We start from the raw sequence: 22862 nt of genomic DNA on the forward strand, positions 1-22862 counted from the left end.
TGCAAAAATTTATTTAACTCGCAATTTCCATTACAATAGCGCAATGACTATTTATTAAAGAACAAATTATGCGTATTCCTAGAATTTATCATCCAGAACCCTTAGCCAATCAAACTCAATGTATTTTAAGTGAAGATGCCACCAACCACGTTGGTCGAGTATTACGAATGAACGTAGGCGATCAAATTACCTTATTTGATGGCTCAAATCATATCTTTCATGCCACATTACAAGCGGTCGAAAAAAAGCAAATTATTGCAAAAATTGATTCAAGTGAATTAGATAATCGTGAATCTAATTTACCGATTCATTTAGGACAAGTAATTTCTCGTGGTGATCGCATGGAATTTACTATCCAAAAATCGGTTGAATTAGGCGTTAAAACCATTACCCCACTTTGGTCTGAACGTTGTGGTGTGAAACTTAATGATGAACGCCAAGACAAAAAATTACAGCAATGGCAAAAAATTGCGATTGCTGCTTGTGAGCAATGTGGTCGTAATGAAATTCCTGAAATTCGCCCAATTATGAAGCTAACTGATTGGTGTAAAGAGCAAGACGATATGTTGAAATTGAACTTGCACCCTCGTGCAAAATACACTATTCGCCAATTACCTCATGTCCCTGAAGCAGGGGTTCGTTTATTAATTGGTTCAGAAGGCGGACTTTCTGCAGAAGAAATTGTGATGACTGAAACCCAGGGTTTCACCGAAGTGTTACTTGGCAAACGAGTATTAAGAACAGAAACTGCTTCACTCGCAGCCATTACTGCACTGCAAGTATGTTTTGGAGATATTTAGATGTTAGAAAACCTACAAGGCAAATTTCTAATTGCAACGCCCGAAATCGATGACGATTATTTTGATCGAACTGTGATTTATATTTGTGAACACAATAGCAACGGTGCAATGGGGCTGGTGATTAACACCCCAACTGATTTATCTGTTTTAGAGTTGATTACACGTATGGATTTCCAAATGGCGAATCAACGCAATTATCATAAAGATCAAATGGTGTTGAGCGGGGGGCCTGTCAGCCAAGACAGAGGTTTTATCGTTCACACCAAAACCGCACATGAATTTTTACACAGCTACCGCGTGACCGATAATATTTTCCTAACGACATCTGGCGATGTATTAGATAGCCTCGGTAAACCAGAAGCACCAGAAAAATTTATTGTTTGTTTAGGTTGTGCCACTTGGAAACCTGAACAGCTTGAACACGAAATTGCTCGTAATTACTGGCTGATTTCAGAAGCGAATGAAAAAACATTATTCGAAACAGGTTATTTAGAACGCTGGGTTGAAGCAAATGAAATGCTTGGCATTTCTGGCGTATTGGCTCGTTCAGGCAGAGCCTAACAAGCGGTCTAATTTTCATCATTTTTTGCAATAGGAAAAGCATGGCAAGAACAATTCTCGCATTTGATTTTGGTACTTACAGCATTGGGTGTGCGGTGGGGCAAGATATTACTGGCACAGCACAAGGCTTACCCTCCTTCAAAGCACAAAACGGCATTCCCAATTGGGAACAAATTGAAAAAGTGATTAAAGAATGGCAACCTGAACGCTTAGTGGTAGGCTTGCCATTAAATATGGACGGCACGGAACAGCCACTCACCCAACGTGCAAAGAAATTTGCTAATCGCTTAAATGGGCGTTTTAATTTACCCGTTGAGCTACAAGATGAACGCTTAACCACTGTTTCAGCTAAAGCGGAAATCTTTGAACGAGGTGGCTATCGTGCGTTAAAAAAAGATAAAGTCGATTCAATTTCCGCCTGCTTAATTTTAGAAAGCTGGTTTGAAACCCAATAAAAACAAAAGACCGCTGACAAGCGGTCTAATTTTTGCGATTTTTTGTAAGTATTATACCAAATGATCTATACTATTAAACTCGACTAATTCCACTTTACCATTTTCAACTACCGCTCGATTAATCGCTGTGTTAATCACAAAACTGTGTTTGGTTTCATCACGACATTCCGACCAATGCAAGCCACGCAATACTGCAGTCAATACGGTTAGCGTCATACCATGTGCCACAATTAACACGTTTTCATTATCTTGATGTAATTGTGCAATTTGGTTGAACACTTTGATAACTCGATTATAAAGCTCTTCGTAAGTTTCTCCGCCATTAGTTTCAGCACGATATTCTGCGGGTGTTTTTTTCATCGTCCAATATTCATCATGCGTATGTAAATCAACAGATTTTGTACCTTCCCAAAGCCCAAAATCAAACTCATTTAAACCGAAATGATGAAAGTGCGGGACATTTTTATCATCATTTTCCGCCAAAATATAATTTGCGGTATCTTGCGCACGTTTTTGCATACTTGAATAAGCGGCAGAAAATTTAACTGCTTTTAAAGCTCTGCCTGCTTGTTTTGCCCCTTCAATTCCCTCTTCAACGAGCGGTGAATCGCCCGAGCCTTGCAAACGCCCTTCTAAATTCCAAACGGTTTTACCATGACGGACTAAATAAATGTTGAGTGCCATATTCAATTCCCTGTTAAAATAATTAAAATTATTCGGAGTATAGCAAAAAATGACTGAAAAATTGACTATTTGCTTGCAACATCATGACTTTGTCGTAATTGATAAACCTGCTGGTATCAGCGTACACAAAGATGAGGAAGCGGTCGGATTAACCGAAAAATTAGCAAAACAATTACAAGTGAAGCAAGTTTGGCTTGTACATCGTTTAGACAAAACCACTTCAGGCTTACTGATTTTTGCACTAAACAAACAAGCTGCAGCAAATTTTTACCACTTATTTGAACAGCATAAAATTGAGAAAACCTATTGGGCACTCAGCGATCAAAAACCCAAAAAGAAACAGGGCAAAATTGTTGGCGATATGCAAAAAAGCCGTAACGGTGCATGGAAATTATGTCATAGCAAACAAAATCCTGCTGTTACCCAATTCAGTTCATATTCGGTTGAACCTAATTTACGCCATTTTATCTTACGGCCGAAAACAGGTAAAACCCACCAATTAAGAGTCGCAATGAAAAGCTTGGGTAGCCCGATTTTAGGGGATAGTTTATACGCTGGCACAACAGCGGATCGTGTTTATTTGCACGCTTATCAACTAAAATTTGATTATCAAGGTGAATCTTTTTGCATCCAAACTCTGCCTACAAGCGGTCAAATTTGGGCTAAAATTTGTAAAACTAAAAACATATAAAATTGATATTAAATAGAGGATATTATGAGCTTATTTGAGGCAAGTTTAATTATTTTGTTGTTAATTATTGCCAGTGCGATCATTTCTTCCGCAGAAATTTCATTGGCTGGCGCTAGAAAACTGAAGCTGCAAGCGATGATTAATGAAGGTGATCTGCGTGCTGAAAAAGTACTAAAATTGCAAGAACAACCTGGTCGCTTTATCACCGTCGTACAAATTGGCTTAAATATGGTGGCTATTTTGGGCGGTGTGGTGGGCGAAAGTGCGATCAATCCCTATTTCAGCCACTTATTAGCGCAATATACGCAAGCAGAATGGGTCGACAGTGCAGCTTCTTGGATCGCTTTTATTATGGTGACCTCTGCCTTTGTGCTATTTGCCGACTTAATGCCAAAACGTATTGCGATGACCTATCCAGAAAAAATTGCGGTGCGTACTATCGGAGTTATGACATTTTGTATCGCATTATTTAAACCGCTAGTGCTGTTTTTTGATTGGATTGCGAATGCTTTATTCAAACTCTTTCACGTTTCAACTGTACGCCAAGACAATATGACCTCAGAAGATATTGTTGCTGTGGTAGATGCAGGAGCTAAAGCAGGGATCTTAAAAGCACAGGAACATTATTTAATCGAAAATGTATTTGAAATGCAAGAACGTCGTGTCACTTCAACCATGACTACCCGTGAAAATATTGTGTTTTTAAACCGCACCGATAATCGAGAAAAAGTATTAGAGACACTGGGTGAAGATCCTTATTCAAAAGTATTGATTTGTGATGACGGTTTAGACAAAATTTTAGGCTATATCGAAACCCACGATTTGCTTACTCAATATCTAAAAAACGATAACGTATCGCTAACGGATACGAAATTACTGAAAAAATCATTGTTTATTCCCGATACGTTATCACTTTATGAAGTGTTGGAACTGTTTAAATCTGCTGGTGAAGATTTTGCCGTGATCGTGAATGAATATGCGCTGGTTGTTGGGATTTTAACACTCAATGACGTAATGAGCATTGTAATGGGAGAATTAGTTTCAACGGAAGAAGAACAAATTGTTCGCCGAGATGAAGACTCATGGTTAATTGACGGCGCAACTCCGCTTGAGGACGTAATGAAAGCGCTCGAGATTGAAAGCTTTCCTAATGCAGAAAATTATGAAACTATCGGCGGCTTTATGATGTATATGCTACGCAAAATCCCGAAAAAAACCGATTTTGTACTGTACGATCAATATAAATTTGAAATTATCGACACCGAGAATTTTAAAATCGACCAACTAATGGTTTCTTTCCGAAAAGACCTTCAAAACTAAACATTGTAAAAAGGCTCCAAATCAACTGGAGCCTTTTTATTACCAATGATGACGATGTCTGTGGTAGCCGTAGCCAATGCCGATACTCGGATAAATCACAGGCTCTCTTACCACCTGTCTCACCACTTTCGGGCGCTTGTCGCTTTGATTCAATGGTTCATCTGCCTCCACTTGCTGTGCTACACGTTGCTTTTGTTTTGCAGAAACCGTGTTACCACTTGCCACTCGCTGTTGATATTCCGCTACCGTTTTCATATCTAACGGCACACTGCTTTGTTGTGGCGGTGTAGCACAAGCTGCCACCACTAAAGACAAAGCAATGAAGGTTAAACGTTTCATGATTTTTTCCTCTTTGTCAAAATAAGCGGAAATTAGACCGCTTTCATTGATTTTTTATCCTGTTTACTACGCATTTTTTCCAAAATTTTACTCATAAAATCAGGCATTTTTTTGATCGGCTCAATGATAATTTCATCTGCTAGTAACTGGTTTTCTAACGCTAAATACATATTCAGCACCGTATAAACATCAACTTGGTGTTGATTTTTAAAGAAATTCATTAAGCGATATATTTCAATTTGAAGTTGTAATTTATGTGCAATTCTTTGGTAATTTTCGACCGCTTGTAGGCTCACATTCACATTACTGATCACAATTAGCACGGACTTTTGCGGATATTTTTTAACAAATGCCCATGCCTCCTCTAATTTTTGTTCAGCCAGTTTTTTCGCTAATTGAAAGCGCTCTTTTGTCCAAATATACCGCCCATTTTGGTATAGAAATTGGTCATTTTCAATATGAAAAATTTCTGCCATTGGAAATTGGCGCTTAAACGCTTCAATTTGCTGTTGAGCAAAGGTCGATTTTCCCGAACCAGAATGCCCACGAATAATAATCAATTTTTTCATCATATAAAAAAGGACGCCCGAAGGCGTCCTAATCTCTATTCTTTAAAATTAAAGAGCAGATTTTGCTTTTTCAACTAAAGCTGCAAATGCAACTTTGTCGAATACAGCGATGTCAGCTAAAATCTTACGGTCGATTTCAACAGAAGCTTTTTTCAAGCCGTTGATGAATTTGCTGTAAGATAAACCGTTTTGACGTGCTGCAGCGTTGATACGTGCAATCCATAATTGACGGAATTGACGTTTACGTTGACGACGGTCACGGTAAGCATATTGACCAGCTTTAATTACAGCTTGGAACGCAACGCGATAAACACGTGAACGCGCACCATAATAACCTTTAGCAGCCTTAAGAACTTTCTTATGGCGTGCTCTTGCAATAACACCACGTTTTACACGAGCCATTATTTAATCTCCTAAATGTAATAAATTGAACTAAAATTCACTAAAGTACGTTTTAACTTGACTCAACGCTTATGCGTATGGTAAGCACGCTACTACTAATACTTGGTCTGCTTTCGCTACCATTGATTTGTGGCGTAAGTGACGTTTACGTTTAGTGGTTTTCTTAGTCAAAATATGACGTAAGTGAGATTGTTTACGTTTGAAACCGCCTGAAGCTGTTTTCTTGAAACGCTTAGCAGCACCACGTACTGTTTTAATTTTAGGCATTGTTTAATAAACTCCGCATTGTTTTATCAAATACATAATAATCAGGCGAAAAATTCGCTTATTGCTAAGCGTACTTTTACTTGGAAGCACTGATTATCTCGAATGGAGCGTTACCGCTCGTAAGCTTATACAGCTTAAAAAGCAAATCAGGCTGCGAAATGTGCCTGTAGATTGCTTTACTCCTCTTTTTACAAAAGAGAAAGCGGACGGATTTTATAGGATCCGCCCGCTTTATGCAAGAATAAATTATTTTTTCTTCGGTGCAATAACCATCACAGCTTGACGACCTTCCAGTTTACCTGGTGCTGATTCAACTACTGCAACTTCAGCGGTATCTGTTTTCACACGCTCTAAAACATCCAAACCGATATCTTGGTGTGCCATTTCACGACCACGGAAACGAACAGTAATTTTTACTTTATCGCCATCTTCTAAGAAACGTAAGATACTACGTAATTTGATTTGGTAATCGCCTTCATCTGTACCTGGACGGAACTTAATTTCCTTAATTTGTACGACTTTTTGCTTTTTCTTCTGCTCTTTTGCCGCCTTTTCTTTTTCGTAGATGAACTTACCATAGTTCATAATACGACAAACTGGCGGTTCCGCATTAGGGCTGATTTCAACCAAATCTAATTCAGCATCTTCCGCTCTCGCCAAAGCATCTTGAATTGACACAATTCCAACTTGTTCGCCATTTTCATCAGTTAAGCGAACTTCTTTCACGCCACGAATTTCATCATTTAAACGATGTGTGCGATTTGACTGAACACGTTTTACAGGTTTAATAGTATTATTCCTCTAGATAGTTACTTGGTGTTTTGCAACCTTGGTTGCAAAAAATAGTGGTCATTTATTCTACGCCACAAAGGCAAAACAAAAACAGCATGATTCTACTTGAATTATTTATTTTAAGCAAGCCTCTACAATATTTTACTGTTCGTTTCAAACAAAAATAGCCATACAAGCTTTGCATGGCTACCATTTTCTAAATAGGCTATTTCTTTGCCTCTTCTTTTCCATAAAACGGATGGCGAGGACCAACTAATAAACCGCCCGATTTACCGATATAAACAAGATTACTCATTGCAGATGCTGAAACTTCATAACCCTTATCTTTTGTGGTGTCTACAACTTGGCTAATTGCCGCTTTAACTAGAGCAGTCAAAGCACCATCATTTTGATGTGTTGAGCCTTGAGCATAAGCTCCCGTTCCCTCCCACAAGGTTTTACCCGTTTTTAGATCTACTAGTTTTCCTTCTAATTTTACCTCTGTAACGCTATCAAAAACTTTATAGCTTGTGCCATATTCATTGACATTAATATATAAAATACTATCTGCGCCGAAGATATCATAGACTTTTTTAATGTTCGCACTACGAATTGCATTGCTATCTGTTAAGCCATTTTGCTTAAACATCTCATCAACTAGAGATACAGGAAAAACATAATATCCTTTCTCAGCTAAAGGATAGCTAGCACGAGCAAGTACACTACTATCAGCCTTTACATCTACAGAGTTATTTGTTGGCATGACAACCAAAATAGATTTTGGCTTACTCTCTTTTAAGGCACTATAATCATACGTAGGAGCCGTTTTTTGTACACAAGCTGATAATAGAATAGCACTTGTAATTAAGAGCAATAATTTTCTCATTCTACTTATCCTTATCTTTTACGTTGTAAATGTTGCATAAAGACTTTACTTTCAGGAAATAATTGCTGTTCTTGCTGGAATGCATTTTGTGCCTCGAGAGTTTTCCCCTGCTTTAATAAAGCAAGTCCCAAATGTCCATACACGCCTGGTGCGACAGGTTTATTTTTTTCCTTTGCGGTTTGAATAATATTATTCAAACTATCTGCTTGTTTTGCAAAATCATTCGGTTCATTGTAATAACTGTAAACGACATCCGAATAATTTCCCCAATAATATATATCGGTATCAACCGATTTAGACAAGCAACCTGCTAACATCATCGTAATAGCAACAAATACACCTGCATAAATCTTGTTCATGCTTACTCCTTAGTTAGTTGGATTCCAGCGCCCAGTTTCAATACCATTTACGAGATTATTTACCGCTTCTCTAATTGCTAGATCAAGTACTTTGCCATTTAAGGTTGAATCATAACCCGCTGTACCGCCAAAACCTAAAACTTCTCGATTTGATAAGTTATATTCGCCCGCACCTTGTACCGAATAAACCACTTCCGAAGTATTTACATTCACCACATTAAGCGTCACTTTTGCGTAGGCGACTTGCTCTTTTCCACGGCCTAAAATACCAAATAATTGATGATCACCCACCGTTTTACGGCCGAATTCTGTTACATCTCCTGTAATAACATAACTAGCACCCTTAAGTTTTTGTTGTTGCCCTTTGATTTTAGCTTCAACCGCCGCTTCACTCATATTTGTTCGGTCAAGTACAGAAAAACGCCCCGTTTGCTGTAAATGGGAAACTAAAATTGTTTTTGATTGATTGCCCAGCTGATCTTGTCCATCTGAAAACACACCATTTTGAAAACTGGATTTATTATCAAACTTACCAATTGAAATAGCCGATTTTACACCGTGATAATTTGCAGCAGTACTTGCAACCTGTGTTACCGTTGGTGCAATAGTTCTAGATCCTTCAGTTGCACATCCCATTAAACTAAGTGTTGCAACACATAATGTAGTCATTAGTAATTTTTTCATTTATAACTCCTTTTAGTTAGATAGAAACTCACTTGGGATTCTAGCATATCGAAAAATGCTTTTAAATATACAAACCTTGACTTAAATAAACAAAAAAGCGGTCAAATTTGACCGCTTTTTTACAAATAATGAAACTACTCTTCGCCTAATAATTTAAGTTCACGAGCCTTCACTTGGTTTTTTAGAATTTCAACAAATTCTTCAATAGTGAATGTGCCTAAATCCGCACCTTTACGAGTACGTACCGATACTTTGCCCGCTTCGATTTCTTTATCGCCACAAACTAACATATACGGCACGCGGCGTAAGGTATGTTCACGTACTTTAAAGCCCACTTTTTCGTTACGTAAGTCTGATTTCGCTCGGATACCTGCATCTGAAAGTGCTTTTGTCACTTTTTGTACATAATCCGCTTGGCTATCTGTAATATTCATCACCACCGCTTGTGTCGGTGCTAACCATGTTGGGAAGAAACCAGCGTACTCTTCAGTAATAATACCGATAAAGCGTTCGATTGAACCTAAAATCGCACGGTGAATCATCACTGGTGTACGACGACCATTATCTTCTGCAACATAAGAGGCATCTAAGCGACCTGGTAATGCGAAGTCTAACTGAATCGTACCGCATTGCCATTCACGATCTAAACAGTCACGTAATGCGAACTCAATTTTCGGACCATAGAATGCGCCTTCACCTTCTTGAATTTCATAACTTAAACCGTTCGCAGTTAACGCTTTCGCTAAACCGTCTTCCGCACGATCCCACATTGTATCTTCACCGATACGATTTTCAGGACGGGTCGAAAGTTTTACTTGAATATTACTAAAGCCAAACGTGCTGTAAATGTCGTACACCATTTTGATACAGCTGGTTACTTCAGATTCAATTTGATCTTCAGTACAGAAAATATGCGCATCATCTTGGGTAAAACCACGCACTCGCATTAAGCCGTGTAATGAACCTGATGGTTCGTTACGGTGGCACGAACCAAATTCTGCCATACGAATTGGTAAATCACGGTACGATTTTAAACCTTGGTTAAAGATTTGCACGTGACCTGGGCAGTTCATCGGTTTAATTGCATATTCACGGTTTTCAGATTGAGTGGTGAACATTAAATCTGCATAGTTTTGCCAGTGACCTGTACGTTCCCAAAGCACTCGATCCATCATAAACGGACCTTTTACTTCTTGGTAATCGTACTCTTTTAATTTGGTACGCACGAAAGTTTCAAGTTCACGGAAGATTGTCCAACCATCGTTGTGCCAGAACACCATACCTGGTGCTTCTTCTTGCATATGATATAAATCTAATGCTTTACCAATACGGCGGTGGTCACGTTTTGCCGCTTCTTCTAAACGAGTTAAATATTCGCTTAATTGTTTTTTATCTGCCCACGCTGTGCCGTAAATACGTTGTAACATTTTATTTTTGCTATCGCCACGCCAATATGCACCCGCTACTTTTTGTAATTTAAAGTGATGGCAGAAACGCATATTTGGCACGTGAGGACCACGACACATATCAATATATTCTTGGTGATGATATAACGCTGGCGTTGCAGTGCGTTCAATATTTTCATCTAAAATCGCCATTTTGTATGGTTCGCCACGTTTTTCAAACGTATCACGTGCTTCTTGCCAGCTAACGCGTTTTTTTACAACGTCATAATTCGTTTTAGCCAGTTCAAGCATACGTTTTTCGATCGCATCTAAATCTTCTTGTGTGAGTGAGCGATCTAAATCTACGTCATAATAGAAACCATTGTCGATTGTCGGACCAATCGCCATTTTTACATCTGGGAATAATTGTTTGATCGCATGACCTAATAAGTGCGCACATGAGTGACGAATGATCTCTAAACCGTCTTCGTCTTTTGCCGTAATAATTTCAAGTGAGCTATCTTCAGAAATGAGGTCGCACGCATCACGGCGTTCGCCATTTACACGCCCTGCGATGGTTGCTTTTGCAAGCCCTGCACCGATTGAAAGAGCTACTTCCATGACAGAAACAGGATTATCAAATTGGCGTTGTGAGCCGTCTGGTAAAGTGATAATAGGCATTTTTATATCCTTGTTACAGTGGTCACCCATACGAGAGGTGACTTGTTGGTTTAAAAATAAAAACCGCTTACAAGCGGTCTAATTTGAATCGTTTTTTACAATTTGTTTTACATCACCCCAACCATGGATGAATCGCAAAACGAGTGAATTTTATCACAAATTCTCAATAAGCGGTCTTATTTATCCGCTAATTTGCAAAATTTCTATAAAAATTTAGGCTTCACTGCCGTATAGGCAGCTTCGAGAAAAAAAAACTAATTTATTTCGGTGCGCTTGCCCTTTCATTACCATAGTGGCAATTTAAATTATAAATGACAAGGAGCTTGTATGAAAAAAACACCTTATATTCCTTCTTCAGATTTAAAAACAATTTTACATTCTAAACGTGCAAATATTTATTATTTAGAACATTGTCGAATCTTGTTGAACGGGGGGCGAGTTGAATATGTTACAGATCAGGGAAGCGAGTCACTTTATTGGAATATTCCTATTGCAAATACTACTTGTCTGCTATTAGGAAGCGGAACATCTGTCACGCAAGCAGCTATGCGTGAATTATCCAAAGCAGGAGTGATGGTTGGCTTTTGTAGCGGCGGAGGTACACCACTATTCAATAGCACAGAAGCCGAAATTGGTTGTGATTTTTTTAGCCTTCAAAGTGAATATCGTCCTGTCGAATACCTACAGCAATGGTGTCAATTTTGGTTTGATAACGATAAGCGGTTAAATTCGGCAAAAACATTGCAATTACTTCGTTTACAATTACTGCTCCGTACATGGAATAAATTTGATTGGGAATATTCTCAAACAAAACTTACGGAGCTAGTACAGCAATATCAAGCAGAATTTACTCAAGCAAAAGATAGTCAATCGCTATTAGCCGCAGAAGGGCGTTTAACCGCTAAGTTATATGCATTAGCCAATCAGGCAACAGTTAATGACGAAGATTTTAAAAGAGAAAGTGGAAAAGAAGGTGCAAATCAATTTTTAGATCATGGAAATTATTTAGCTTACGGACTCGGTGCAACAGCTTGTTGGGTATTAGGTTTATCGCATGGATTAGCGGTATTACATGGAAAAACGCGTCGCGGAGGATTAGTATTTGATGCGGCAGATATTATTAAAGATGCTATGATTCTACTTCAAGCATTTATCTCTGCCCAAAATGGAGATAATGAAAAACAATTTCGTCAAACTTGTATTAATAATCTACTTCGGTTTGAAGCACTAGATATTATCATCAATACGCTTAAACAATTAGCTGCTGAAGGCGCCAACTCATGAATATTTTATTGATTAGCCAATGTCATAAAAATGCACTTACTGAAACAAGACGTATATTAGATCAATTTGCCGAGCGTTGTGGTGAACGCTGTTGGCAAACGGCAATTACCCAAGTTGGATTAGAAACCCTTCATTCGATGTTACGTCAAACCGCGCGCAAAAATACTGCTGTGGCGTGCTATTGGACACATGGCAAAAACTTAACTGAATTATTGTGGATTGTTGGCGATAAAAGCCAATTTAATACCGAAGGGCGAGTGCCAACTAATCGAACTAAGCGGAATATCTTGCGTACCGAGGATGAAAACGGTTGGTTAAGTGCATATTCTATCCAAATCTTGACCGCTATTGCGGCATTGCTACATGATATTGGCAAAGCGAATCTCGCCTTCCAGCAAAAATTAAAACCTAAAGCGAAATTTTTCCCTGATTGTTATCGACATGAATGGATTTCTGCTCGCTTATTCGAAGCGATGATTGCAGGTTGTACAACAGATGAACAATGGCTCACCCGTTTAGCAAATTGGCAAGGCTATGTTGAATCTAATCCTCATTGGCTACCAAACCTCACATTAAATGCCGACAAACATGATTTTCTGCATAATTTTTCTCATTTTCCACCGCTTGCAAAAGCGATTTTGTGGCTTATTCTTTCACATCACAAATTGCCTTTTACTCAAAAAACGCTCAATTGCCATCGTGATCAAGAACATATTCTAAGGGAACATTTTATAACCAAGACCGCAGTAGTTCCCTTCTATTGCTTTTTAGCACCTGTAGAACATTGGGTGATGAATTATAGCGAGCATCCTCATCCAGAAAATTTTTGGCAATTTGCAACATTACCGATGGAAAGCAAATCTTGGCAAAAAGCAATGCAACGTTGGGCGAATAAGGCGCTTAATCATGCACCGTTGCGTGACCTATCTTTACTGAACCAAACAATTAACGATCCTTTTCTACTACTTTTATCACGTTTGTGCTTAATTGTTGGCGATCATCATTACTCTTCTGTGCCAGCTGATCGCCAGTTAGGTGATATGCTTTTTTTTGAAAAATTAATTGCAAATACCGATAGAAAAACGAAACATCCAAAACAAGCACTTGATGAACACTTACTTGGCGTTTGTAAAACCAGTGCAAAATTTGCCCGCTTGTTACCTAAATTATCGAAAGCATTACCAACTGTTCAGCAACATCGTCCGTTTATGAAACGGACAAATGTTGAGCGTTTTAAATGGCAAAATAAAGCATTTGAATTAGCTCAAACGTTACAAGTTGAAAGTGACCAAGCAGGCTTTTTCGGGGTAAATATGGCAAGTACAGGGCGAGGCAAAACGCTCGCTAACGCAAAAATCATGTATGGATTAACAGCCCCTAAAAAAGGCGCTCGCTTCACTATTGCACTTGGTTTACGTGTATTAACCCTACAAACAGGTATCTCGCTTCGACAAAAGCTCATGCTGTCATCCGAACAACTTGCCGTTTTAGTTGGGGGAGCAGCTAATAGGGAATTATTTGAATTACAACATGAAGCTGAAATGGCAACGTATGGCAGTGAAAGCGCTCAAGCTTGGTTAAATGAAAATGAAATTTATGGCATGAATTTTACTGAAAATGGAATAGATAAAAATGCATTTGGTACAATCTTAGTCGATAAGAAGGCTCAATAACTCCTCTACGCTCCCATTGTAAGCTGTACCTTAGATCATTTGGTTCAAGCAAGTGAAACCATTCGAGGAGGTAAACATATTGTCCCTACTTTACGTTTACTCACGTTAGATCTTGTATTAGATGAACCCGATGATTTTAGCCAAAATGATCTACCTGCTCTCAGCCGTTTAGTACATTTAGCGGGTATGTTTGGTAGCAAGGTCTTATTGTCTTCCGCCACACTCACACCCGATCTGATTATTGGGCTGTTTAATGCTTATCAAGCAGGGCGAAAAATTTATAATCGTCATCAAGCTATTAACACCGAATCGGCTATCTGTTGCGCTTGGTTTGATGAGTATAAACAGCAACAACAGCAATGCGCTACCGCCAATGATTTCGAACAGCTACATCACCAATTTACCCTCGCACGAGCAGAAAAATTGGCACAAGCTCCTGTACGCCATAGAGCTGAAATTATCCAGCTCCCTGCACTTTCGTCTATAGAAAATCAAGGGCTGGATTACACTACACTCGGAAACACATTACTTGAGCACGCCATCACTTTACACCATAGATATGCCCAACAAGATTCGGTTTCTCAAAAATATGTGAGTATTGGTCTTATCCGCTTTTCAAATATTAGACCGATGATCCCTTTAGCTAAAAGATTATTTAACCTGCCTTTAAATAGTCAATTTAGCCAGTATAAAATACATTTATGTTGCTACCACTCTCGTCAGCTACTAATGCTACGCTCTGAACTAGAAGAAAAGCTAGATAGAATCTTAAATCGTAATGACCCTAACTTGCTTTTTTCTCAACCAGAAATTGCTAGCGCACTTATGCAAGATCAGGCTACTCATCATATCTTTATTGTATTAGGCAGCCCTGTAACAGAAGTTGGTAGAGATCACGATTATGATTGGGCGATCGTTGATCCTTCTTCTATGCGATCTATCATTCAACTTGCAGGGCGGGTATGGCGACATCGTTCAGAAAAAATCGCAAACCAAGCTAATATTTTCCTATTACCAACCAATTGGAAAGGGCTAAAAAATCGAAATAAGGGTTTGGATCCTATTTTTTATCGCCCAGGTTTTGAAGATAAGAATAACAAATTAGCAAGTCACAAAACTGTTGATTTAATTCATCCTGAGCATTTAGATCAGATAAATGCCATTCCTCGCATCATAAAAGCAGAGAGATTACAGCCACAAAACAATTTGGCGGATTTAGAACATAACGTTATTGCAGATTTATTAAACAATAAAGAAATTAATCGAGTAAATGCCTATTGGAAAGACGATTTAACCAATAGGATAAATGCTAATTTGCCACTTATCACTCCGTTTAGGAGAAATGAAGGACAATGGCAAACAGATATAGTGTGCTTGCCAAGTGAACAAAATGAATGGGGATTTATCTTTAAAACGAAAGAAAAAGCTTGGGAAAACCCGAATGACGAAAGTAATTATTTACCTGAAATCCGCTACCAAAAACTGGAAAATCGCTCTCCATGGGTCACACCATGGCTTACAACACCTTTAAATCAAGCACTTACCCAACTAGGGGAACAACTTGACGAACAGGATCTCATTCAGGTCGCACTACGTTTTGCAACAATTTCGCTCCAACATTACGGTAAAGAATTACCTATTTGGCGATTTAATGAAAGCTTAGGCTTTTGGCAGGAGTAGTAAGCGGTCACATTTGCTTAAAATTTTGCATATCTTATCGATAAAAAAAAGGATAGAATTCTGAAGTTGTTATTTTGTGAGTAGAAAGATGAAATCCCCAAAACGATTTTTTGAATGTATTGCGATTGTAGGTAAACCTCGCCATGATATTGCCTTAGAGACACATTTGGCAGTTTATAATTGGCTAAAAGATCGCCATTACAGCGTATTATTAGAAAAAAATATCGCCCAACAACTAAACCTCCCTGATGGCAAAACTTTAGATGAAATTGGTCAGCAGGCTAATTTAGTAATTGTGATAGGCGGTGACGGAAATATGCTTGGAATGGCGCGCCAATTGGCTAAATATCGTATTCCACTGATTGGTATTAATCGTGGAAATTTAGGTTTCCTGACCGATATTGCACCACAATCTGCTTTCGAACAGTTGCACAATTGTATTGAGCGTGGTGAATATGTAATTGAAGAACGTTTCTTGCTTGAAGCCCGTATTGAACGTAACGGTAAAATTATTGCGAGCAATAATGCGCTAAATGAAGTGGTGATTCATCCCTCACAAGTAGCGAGAATTATTGAATTTGAAGTTTATATTGATGGCAAATTTGCTTTTTCACAACGTTCAGACGGGCTAATTATTAGCACGCCAACGGGTTCAACTGCTTATTCATTATCTGCTGGCGGACCAATTTTAACGCCAAATATGAATGCAATCGCACTGGTGCCAATGCATCCCCACACGCTTTCTTCTCGACCGCTAGTTATTGATGGCGATAGCCAAATTTCTTTGCGCTTTGCTCAACATAATCAACCTAGCCTAGAAGTGAGTTGTGATGGTCAATACGATATGCCGTTTACACCTGAAGATCGTATCATCGTCACCAAAAGCCCTGACCCACTACATTTATTGCATCTAAAAGATTATAACTATTTCACCGTGCTAGGCTCTAAACTAGGTTGGTCTAGCAAACTATTTTAAATATCGCATTCATACCAAGCGGTTAAATTTTGTAGAAGTTAAGGAAAATTTAACCGCTTGTTGGTTCGATAAATCTTTTTCATGATTAGCACAAATTAATATGCAATAGTTGTGATAAAAAAAGACTATCTTAGTACACAATAAATGTGTAGAATGCTTACATTCTCTATTGCGCAAACGTTTGCGCAATTTTATTTACTAGCACACAGAGGACCTTCATATGTTTACAGCAAACATGAATATTCAAGACTACGACCCTATTTTATGGCAAGCAATTGAAGACGAGAATCGTCGCCAAGAAGAGCATATTGAGTTAATTGCGTCAGAAAACTATGCAAGTCCTCGAGTGATGCAAGCGCAAGGTTCACAATTTACTAATAAATACGCTGAAGGCTATCCAGGCAAACGTTATTATGGCGGTTGTGAATATGCTGATGTCGTTGAGCAATTAGCAATTGATCGAGCGAAACAACTATTTGGTGCAGATTATGTGAATGTGCAGCCACACTCTGGCTCACAAGCTAATGCTGCCGTATATGGTGCATTAATTCAGCCAAATGATACCATTTTAGGTATGGATTTAGCGCACGGTGGTCACTTAACACATGGTGCAAAAGTAAGTTTTTCAGGCAAAATTTATAATTCTGTGCTATACGGTATTACGGCTGAAGGCTTAATTGATTATGAAGACGTGCGCCAAAAAGCGCTTGAATGTAAACCCAAAATGATTGTGGCGGGCTTCTCTGCGTATTCACAAATCGTAGATTGGGCAAAAATGCGTGAAATCGCCGATGAAGTTGGTGCTTACTTATTTGTAGATATGGCGCACGTTGCAGGTCTAATTGCAGCAGGTTTATACCCCAATCCATTACCACATGCGCACGTTGTTACCACAACAACCCACAAAACATTAGGAGGCCCTCGTGGCGGTTTAATTCTTTCAGCTTGTGGCGATGAAGAAATTTATAAGAAACTACAATCATCAGTATTCCCAGCGAATCAAGGTGGCCCGTTAGTACATATTATTGCAGCAAAAGCAGTTTGTTTTAAAGAAGCATTAGAGCCTGAATATAAAGTGTATCAGCAAAATGTGATTAAAAATGCTAAAGCAATGGTGGAAGTATTTAAACAACGTGGCTATGACGTGGTATCTAACGGTACTGAAAACCATTTATTCTTAGTCAGCTTTATTAAACAAGGCAAAACAGGCAAAGCTGCTGATGCAGCATTAGGTAAAGCGAATATCACAGTAAATAAAAATGCGGTGCCAAACGATCCTCAAAAACCATTTATCACTTCTGGTATTCGTGTCGGTACCCCATCTGTCACTCGTCGTGGCTTTAATGAAGCGGACGTGCGTGAATTAGCAGGCTGGATGTGTGATGTACTAGATGCAATGGGTACAGAAAACGAAGAAAGCGTCATCGCCAAAACCAAAGAAAAAGTGTTAGCAATTTGCGCACGTTTACCGGTTTATCCAAATTGACATCCTCCCCTGCTTAAAGGCAGGGGATTCCTACTAGCTCCCACGACTTTGTCGTGGGCTACTCTCGGTGGGTTCTTGTTGCTGATGGCTAATGCCATTCACTTCACAAGCTAACTGGACGTGTCCCGCCCTTAATACATTCATTGCTCCAACCACGTCCGCATTTTCACGCCAGCCACATTCCACACATTCAAATTTCGCCTGTGTTTGGCGATTTTCTTTGGCAATATGCCCACAACTCGGGCAAGTGCGACTGGTATTTTTCGGATTAACCGCAACTAAATAACCACCCTGCCAAGCGGATTTGTATTCCAACTGACGGCGGAACTCAAACCAACCCTGATCTAAAATCGAACGGTTTAATCCCGATTTTGGGGCAACATTTTTGCCCTGTTGCTCGGCTGTTCCTTTGGCTGATTTGCTCATATTCACCACCTGCAAATCTTCAATGAAGATCATTGCGTGGTTTTTGCTGATTTCTGTTGAGATTTTATGCAAGTAGTCCTGACGAGCATTGCGGATTTTGTGATGGATTTTGCTGACTTTTGCTTTCTGTTTCAGCCAGTTTTGGCTAAATTTCACTTTTCGGCTTAATGATTGTTGTGCCTTTCTTAGGCTTTCTTGATGTTTTTTGAAACTGTTTAACGGTTCAAAAAATTTGCCATTGGAGAGTGTCGCAAAACGTGCCACGCCCATATCTATGCCGATTTCTGAACCCTGATGTTGCGGTATTTCCTGTTCAAATTCCGTTTGAATGCTCACAAAAAATTTACCGCATTTTTTGCTTACGGTTACATTTTTAACTTCACCTACAATTTCACGGCTATTACGATAGCGAACCCAACCGATTTTTGGTAGATACAAGCGGTCATTTGTCTGCTCAATTTTGCAACCTTGCGGATAGCGAAAACTGTCTTTTACGCCTTTTTTCTTGAATTTAGGAAAGTCTGATCGCTTGCTGAAAAAGTTACGGTAAGCACTTTCTAAATCTTTAAGAGACTGTTGCAACACTTGGCTATGGCAGGCTTTCAACCACTCAAATTCTTTTTTCCATTGAGGCAAAAAGTTCGCTAATTTGGTGTAGCTAAATTTGATTTTCGGATCTTGTTCGTACGCCTGTTTTTGCCAATCCAACGCCTTATTAAACACAAAACGAGAACAACCACAAAATTGTGCAATTTTGCGTTGCTGTTCTCCATTTGGTCTAATTTCAAATTTAAAGGCTTTACGAATGAGCATAGGTATCCGATAATTCAAATTTTCAACAATTATACACTTGGTCTATGGAAAAAGAAATGGATATTAGACGTGGTCGCCACGTTGTTTTTAATTTACATGTTCACTTAGTCTTCGTTACCAAATATCGCAGACACGTTTTCACAAAAGCCATTCTTGATGATTTAAAACTGATTTTTGAGAATGTTTGTCGTGATTTTGAAGCTGAACTTGTCGAGTTTGACGGAGAAGACGATCACGTTCATTTGCTTGTGAATTACCCTCCCAAAGTCGCTATTTCAAATTTGGTGAATAGTCTGAAAGGTGTTTCAAGTCGAATGATTAGACAGAAGAATTATCCCACAATTAAGCAAAAATTATGGGGAAATGCTCTGTGGTCTCCATCTTACTTTGCAGGAAGTTGCGGTGGTGCTCCTATCTCAATTATTCGCCAATACATCGAACAGCAAAAAACACCTGATTAGTTAGAGCCGCCTTATATCCCTGCCCTAAACGGCAGGGTTTTATGGCGGAGATTGATAAAACCTATCTTAATCAAGAAGTCCTGCTTAGGGCTTCTTTTTCTGCTTTATCTTTTACAATATTCAATTTGAGCTTTTCACTTCTTAAGATTTGATTAATCTTTTTTTGATATAATGCATACGTTGGCAAACAATGCCAAACTATTTTATTTTTTATTTAACGACTTTTTATTCGGAGCAAATTTATGAAAAAATCAGCTATTTTAAGCACTATTTTATTCCTCTCAGCGCCAGTATTCGCTGGTTTTCAAGATAACAATGCAACAGCAAATCAAGGTGGCTTTAGTGGCAAAGGAGCAAAAACAGCTCCGACAACCGTTGCACAAGCCCACAAAGCGTGGGACGATACGCCAGTAACTCTCACGGGTTATATTACGAAGCAAATTGATCATGATGAATTCTATTTCAAAGATGCTACAGGAGAGATCAAAATCGAAGTAGAAGATCACGCTTGGAATGGGCAAAACATCACTCCAAAAGATAAAATAACTATCCAAGGCAAAGTGGATAAAAACGATTCGGGTAAATCAACAATCGACGTATATCACATTAAAAAATAATTTTAGTTTTCTGGGAGTTTAAGATGAAAAAACTAACAATTATCTCAACATTAATCGCAACAACCTTATTAGTAGCTTGCTCTACCCCACCTGTTCAAAATCAAACTTTCGGGGCTAATCGCACCAATGCTGTAACAGTTGCACAAGCAAAATCGTTACATGACGATAGCCGTGTAAGCTTAGAAGGCAAAATTCTGCGCCAAGTAGATCATGATGAATATATTTTTGCAGATAGCACAGGCGATATTAAAATCGAAATTGATGATCACGTTTGGAATGGTTTAAACGTAACACCAAATGATAACATTCGTATTCAAGGTAAATTAGATAAAGAAACCTTCCATTCATCAATTGATGTCTACACGATCGAAAAAGTACAATAATCTCTCCTCTCTCACAAGCGGTTGAATTCTGCAAAATTTTTGCAAAAATCGACCGCTTATTTGTTTTAATGAAAGGATAAAAATGCGCATATTGCTTATTGAAGACGACCGATTAATAGGTGAAGGTTTAAAACTTGGCTTAACTAAACAGCAATTTGTAGTCGATTGGTTTCAAGACGGCAAACAAGGCTTTGAAGCGTTATTTGTTACACAATATGATGCAGTCGTTTTAGATCTCAGCCTGCCAAAAATGGATGGCTTAGATATATTGAAACGCTGGCGCAAAGAAAATCAGGATATTCCCGTACTGATTCTCACTGCCCGTGATACGTTAGACGAACGTATTCTCGGCTTTAATTCGGGGGCGGATGATTATTTGTGTAAACCTTTTGCATTAATGGAAGTAGTAGTACGCTTACAAGCACTGATCCGCCGTCGTTACCGACAAAGCTCCAGCGAAATTGTTATCGGCAATTTACACATTGATAACAACACGCACAGCGTAACTTTGGCTGATAAAGCCGTGATTTTAACTGCTAAAGAATTTCAATTATTACAGCTATTTGTAAGCAATAAGGATAAAGTCTTAACCCGCTCATCTATTGAAGAGAAATTATATAGCTGGGATAACGATGTGGGTAGTAATACGCTTGAGGTTTATATTCATAATTTACGCAAAAAACTTGGAAAAAGCTGGATTAAAACCGTACATGGAGTCGGCTATCGTTTAGGGAATGAATATGATTAAAAGCTTTAACAAGCACAGCCTTCGCTACCGTCTTATCGTAGCATTATCAGGTATTTCATTACTGATTTGGCTAATTTCCGCTCTTATTGAATGGCGAGTGTTACATAAAGAAATTAATGAATTATTTGATTCACAACAAATTTTCTTTGCCGAACGACTAGCTTCATCTAATATCGCTGAAGGCTTTCACAATGTACAAAACAAAAGTAATTTTTACCAAGCTGATGTGGATGATGATGCGCTAGCTTTTGCGATTTTTACCGATAAAGGTGAACAAATTATTAACGATGGTCGTAACGGACAATTCTTTACTTTCACACCTACCGAAGGCTTTCAAAATATCCGTTTAATTGAAACCGATGATGAAGATGATGACGATGAACAAGATATTGATATTTGGCGTATTTATTGGCTAAAAGGAAATAATGCTTATATTGCGGTGGGGCAAGAAATCAATTATAGAGACGAACTCATCAATAAAGCCGTGATTTCACAATCGTGGAGCTGGCTATTTGGTTTTCCAATGACAATTTTAGCCATTTTATGGATTATTCATCGTGAGTTAGCAAGTCTTAAGCGATTAGAAAATGAAGTTGCACAGCGCAGACCTGATGAATTAAAAGCGATTAGCACTTCACAATTACCAAGCGAAATCATACCACTAGTAAATAATCTCAATCACTATTTTGAACGCACCCAAACTATGTTTAATCGGGAACGTCGTTTTACTTCTGATGCTGCACACGAATTACGTAGTCCGATTGCTGGCTTGCGCATCCAAACTGAAATTGCACAAATGACAGCGGATGATCCGATCGCACATCACAAAGCGTTGCAAAATATCACAGGCAGCATCGATCGTATTTCGCAGTTAATTGAGCAATTGCTCACGCTTTCACGACTAGAGAGTCTCGCTGAACTAAATGAGTTAGAACCAATTAATTGGCGAACATTAATAGAAAATAATTTGAATCAGTTCTACTCACTCGCAGAAAACAAGCGGTCAAAAATCATTGTAAATTTGCAAAATGAACCGAAAAAACAGCTCGGAAAAAGTCTCTTGCTCAATTTAGTGTTGCGTAATTTACTTGATAATGCACTAAATTACACACCTGCTGGCAGTACTATTCAGCTAACACTATCAGAGAAAAGTTTAACGATTGAAGATAACGGTAATGGCGTGAGCGATGAAGATTTGGCAAAACTCGGGCAGCCTTTCTACCGTCCAACAGAGAGACCCGTGACACATTCAACGGCTTCAGCTCAAGATGAAAAAGGCAGTGGGCTTGGCATTTCAATTATTAAACGTATCGTTGCACTACACCATTTTGATTTAAAACTTTCTCGTAGCGAATTAGGTGGTTTAAAAGTTGAAATTTTGTTCTAGTGAAACAACAAGCGGTCAAATTTCCTGCCGTTCTTGCAATGTGTAACTTACAAAAAACAAGAAGAATTTGACCG

General features: G+C 38.7%; 24 protein-coding genes and 1 pseudogene. 14 read left to right on the plus strand and 11 right to left on the minus strand.

What is annotated here, in order from left to right:
- Positions 1–68 precede the first annotated feature (68 nt).
- Genes rsmE through ruvX form a run of 3 tightly spaced genes read left to right on the plus strand, consistent with a single transcriptional unit; the run spans position 69 to position 1816 of the window.
- Entirely contained in the window at positions 69–800 is a 732-nt protein-coding gene (gene rsmE, locus F8M47_RS07655; RefSeq protein ID WP_150539529.1) for a 16S rRNA (uracil(1498)-N(3))-methyltransferase, read from the plus strand.
- A complete protein-coding gene (locus tag F8M47_RS07660) occupies positions 801–1361 on the plus strand; it encodes a YqgE/AlgH family protein (RefSeq protein ID WP_150539530.1) in 561 nt (186 codons plus the stop codon).
- A gap of 41 nt (positions 1362–1402) precedes the next feature.
- Positions 1403–1816 (plus strand): Holliday junction resolvase RuvX, encoded by a 414-nt coding sequence (ruvX, locus tag F8M47_RS07665; RefSeq protein ID WP_150539531.1) that lies wholly within the window; start codon positions 1403–1405, stop codon positions 1814–1816.
- Between the two features lie 51 nt (positions 1817–1867).
- Here the strand turns inward: ruvX and F8M47_RS07670 are convergent, their stop codons facing one another.
- Entirely contained in the window at positions 1868–2500 is a 633-nt protein-coding gene (locus F8M47_RS07670; RefSeq protein WP_150539532.1) for a histidine phosphatase family protein, read from the minus strand.
- Between the two features lie 49 nt (positions 2501–2549).
- On the opposite strand from F8M47_RS07670, the gene F8M47_RS07675 reads away from it, so the two are divergent.
- Together F8M47_RS07675 and paeA are read left to right on the plus strand one after the other, a co-directional pair.
- Positions 2550–3191, plus strand: a complete 642-nt coding sequence (locus F8M47_RS07675; protein WP_150539533.1) for a TIGR01621 family pseudouridine synthase — start codon at positions 2550–2552, stop codon at positions 3189–3191.
- 24 nt (positions 3192–3215) lie between these two features.
- Positions 3216–4511 (plus strand): polyamine export protein PaeA, encoded by a 1296-nt coding sequence (gene paeA / locus F8M47_RS07680; RefSeq protein ID WP_150539534.1) that lies wholly within the window; start codon positions 3216–3218, stop codon positions 4509–4511.
- Positions 4512–4550: 39 nt separating this feature from the next.
- On the opposite strand, the gene F8M47_RS07685 is transcribed toward paeA, so the two are convergent.
- The 9 genes from F8M47_RS07685 to thrS form a co-directional block, all read right to left on the minus strand.
- Positions 4551–4850 carry a hypothetical protein gene (locus F8M47_RS07685; protein ID WP_150539535.1) on the minus strand — a complete coding sequence of 100 codons (300 nt, stop codon included), beginning with the start codon at positions 4848–4850 and terminating at the stop codon, positions 4551–4553.
- A gap of 32 nt (positions 4851–4882) precedes the next feature.
- Positions 4883–5422: a recombinase RecA gene (locus F8M47_RS07690; RefSeq protein WP_244298095.1), complete on the minus strand. Its 540-nt coding sequence runs from the start codon at positions 5420–5422 to the stop codon at positions 4883–4885.
- A gap of 45 nt (positions 5423–5467) precedes the next feature.
- Complete coding sequence (gene rplT / locus F8M47_RS07695; protein ID WP_005596075.1) at positions 5468–5821, minus strand: 50S ribosomal protein L20; 354 nt, start codon at positions 5819–5821, stop codon at positions 5468–5470.
- 69 nt (positions 5822–5890) lie between these two features.
- Positions 5891–6088, minus strand: coding sequence for a 50S ribosomal protein L35 (gene rpmI, locus F8M47_RS07700; RefSeq protein ID WP_005596065.1), 198 nt, complete (start codon positions 6086–6088; stop codon positions 5891–5893).
- Positions 6089–6334: 246 nt separating this feature from the next.
- Positions 6335–6877: a translation initiation factor IF-3 gene (infC, locus tag F8M47_RS07705; protein ID WP_150539536.1), complete on the minus strand. Its 543-nt coding sequence runs from the start codon at positions 6875–6877 to the stop codon at positions 6335–6337.
- 208 nt (positions 6878–7085) lie between these two features.
- The gene (locus tag F8M47_RS07710) at positions 7086–7745 is read right to left on the minus strand and encodes a DUF799 domain-containing protein (RefSeq protein WP_150539537.1); all 660 of its coding nucleotides are present in this window, start codon (positions 7743–7745) and stop codon (positions 7086–7088) included.
- An 11-nt stretch (positions 7746–7756) separates the two neighbouring features.
- A complete protein-coding gene (locus F8M47_RS07715; RefSeq protein ID WP_244298097.1) occupies positions 7757–8104 on the minus strand; it encodes a DUF4810 domain-containing protein in 348 nt (115 codons plus the stop codon).
- Positions 8105–8113: 9 nt separating this feature from the next.
- Entirely contained in the window at positions 8114–8788 is a 675-nt protein-coding gene (locus F8M47_RS07720) for a CsgG/HfaB family protein (protein ID WP_150539538.1), read from the minus strand.
- Between the two features lie 134 nt (positions 8789–8922).
- Positions 8923–10854 carry a threonine--tRNA ligase gene (gene thrS, locus F8M47_RS07725; protein ID WP_150539539.1) on the minus strand — a complete coding sequence of 644 codons (1932 nt, stop codon included), beginning with the start codon at positions 10852–10854 and terminating at the stop codon, positions 8923–8925.
- 327 nt (positions 10855–11181) lie between these two features.
- Here thrS and cas1f point away from each other — a divergent pair, with 327 nt between their 5' ends.
- The 4 genes and pseudogenes from cas1f (at position 11182) to glyA (ending at position 17953) form a co-directional block, all read left to right on the plus strand.
- On the plus strand, positions 11182–12138 hold the full coding sequence (gene cas1f / locus F8M47_RS07730) for a type I-F CRISPR-associated endonuclease Cas1f (RefSeq protein ID WP_150539540.1): 957 nt from the start codon (positions 11182–11184) through the stop codon (positions 12136–12138).
- Positions 12135–15491: pseudogene (gene cas3f / locus F8M47_RS07735) on the plus strand (type I-F CRISPR-associated helicase Cas3f). Before cas1f ends, cas3f begins: the two are co-directional and overlap by 4 nt.
- An 88-nt stretch (positions 15492–15579) precedes the next feature.
- Positions 15580–16467 (plus strand): NAD(+) kinase, encoded by an 888-nt coding sequence (locus F8M47_RS07740; RefSeq protein ID WP_150539541.1) that lies wholly within the window; start codon positions 15580–15582, stop codon positions 16465–16467.
- A gap of 220 nt (positions 16468–16687) precedes the next feature.
- Positions 16688–17953: a serine hydroxymethyltransferase gene (glyA, locus tag F8M47_RS07745; RefSeq protein ID WP_150539542.1), complete on the plus strand. Its 1266-nt coding sequence runs from the start codon at positions 16688–16690 to the stop codon at positions 17951–17953.
- Between the two features lie 33 nt (positions 17954–17986).
- Here the strand turns inward: glyA and F8M47_RS07750 are convergent, their stop codons facing one another.
- Positions 17987–19192: an RNA-guided endonuclease InsQ/TnpB family protein gene (locus F8M47_RS07750; RefSeq protein WP_150539543.1), complete on the minus strand. Its 1206-nt coding sequence runs from the start codon at positions 19190–19192 to the stop codon at positions 17987–17989.
- A gap of 44 nt (positions 19193–19236) precedes the next feature.
- On the opposite strand from F8M47_RS07750, the gene tnpA reads away from it, so the two are divergent.
- The 5 genes from tnpA to F8M47_RS07775 all read left to right on the plus strand — a co-directional run bounded on the left by tnpA (position 19237) and on the right by F8M47_RS07775 (position 22788).
- A complete protein-coding gene (gene tnpA / locus F8M47_RS07755; RefSeq protein ID WP_150539544.1) occupies positions 19237–19653 on the plus strand; it encodes an IS200/IS605 family transposase in 417 nt (138 codons plus the stop codon).
- Positions 19654–19895: 242 nt separating this feature from the next.
- Complete coding sequence (locus F8M47_RS07760) at positions 19896–20270, plus strand: YgiW/YdeI family stress tolerance OB fold protein (protein WP_150539545.1); 375 nt, start codon at positions 19896–19898, stop codon at positions 20268–20270.
- A 23-nt stretch (positions 20271–20293) separates the two neighbouring features.
- Positions 20294–20653, plus strand: coding sequence for a YgiW/YdeI family stress tolerance OB fold protein (locus tag F8M47_RS07765; protein ID WP_150539546.1), 360 nt, complete (start codon positions 20294–20296; stop codon positions 20651–20653).
- Between the two features lie 82 nt (positions 20654–20735).
- Entirely contained in the window at positions 20736–21401 is a 666-nt protein-coding gene (locus F8M47_RS07770; protein WP_150539547.1) for a response regulator, read from the plus strand.
- Positions 21394–22788 carry an ATP-binding protein gene (locus tag F8M47_RS07775; RefSeq protein WP_150539548.1) on the plus strand — a complete coding sequence of 465 codons (1395 nt, stop codon included), beginning with the start codon at positions 21394–21396 and terminating at the stop codon, positions 22786–22788. The genes F8M47_RS07770 and F8M47_RS07775 overlap by 8 nt, the downstream gene beginning before the upstream one ends.
- Positions 22789–22862 lie beyond the last annotated feature (74 nt).

It is taken from the genome of Actinobacillus vicugnae (assembly GCF_901687125.1).
In the GTDB taxonomy this organism is placed as follows: Bacteria; Pseudomonadota; Gammaproteobacteria; order Enterobacterales; family Pasteurellaceae; genus Actinobacillus; species Actinobacillus vicugnae.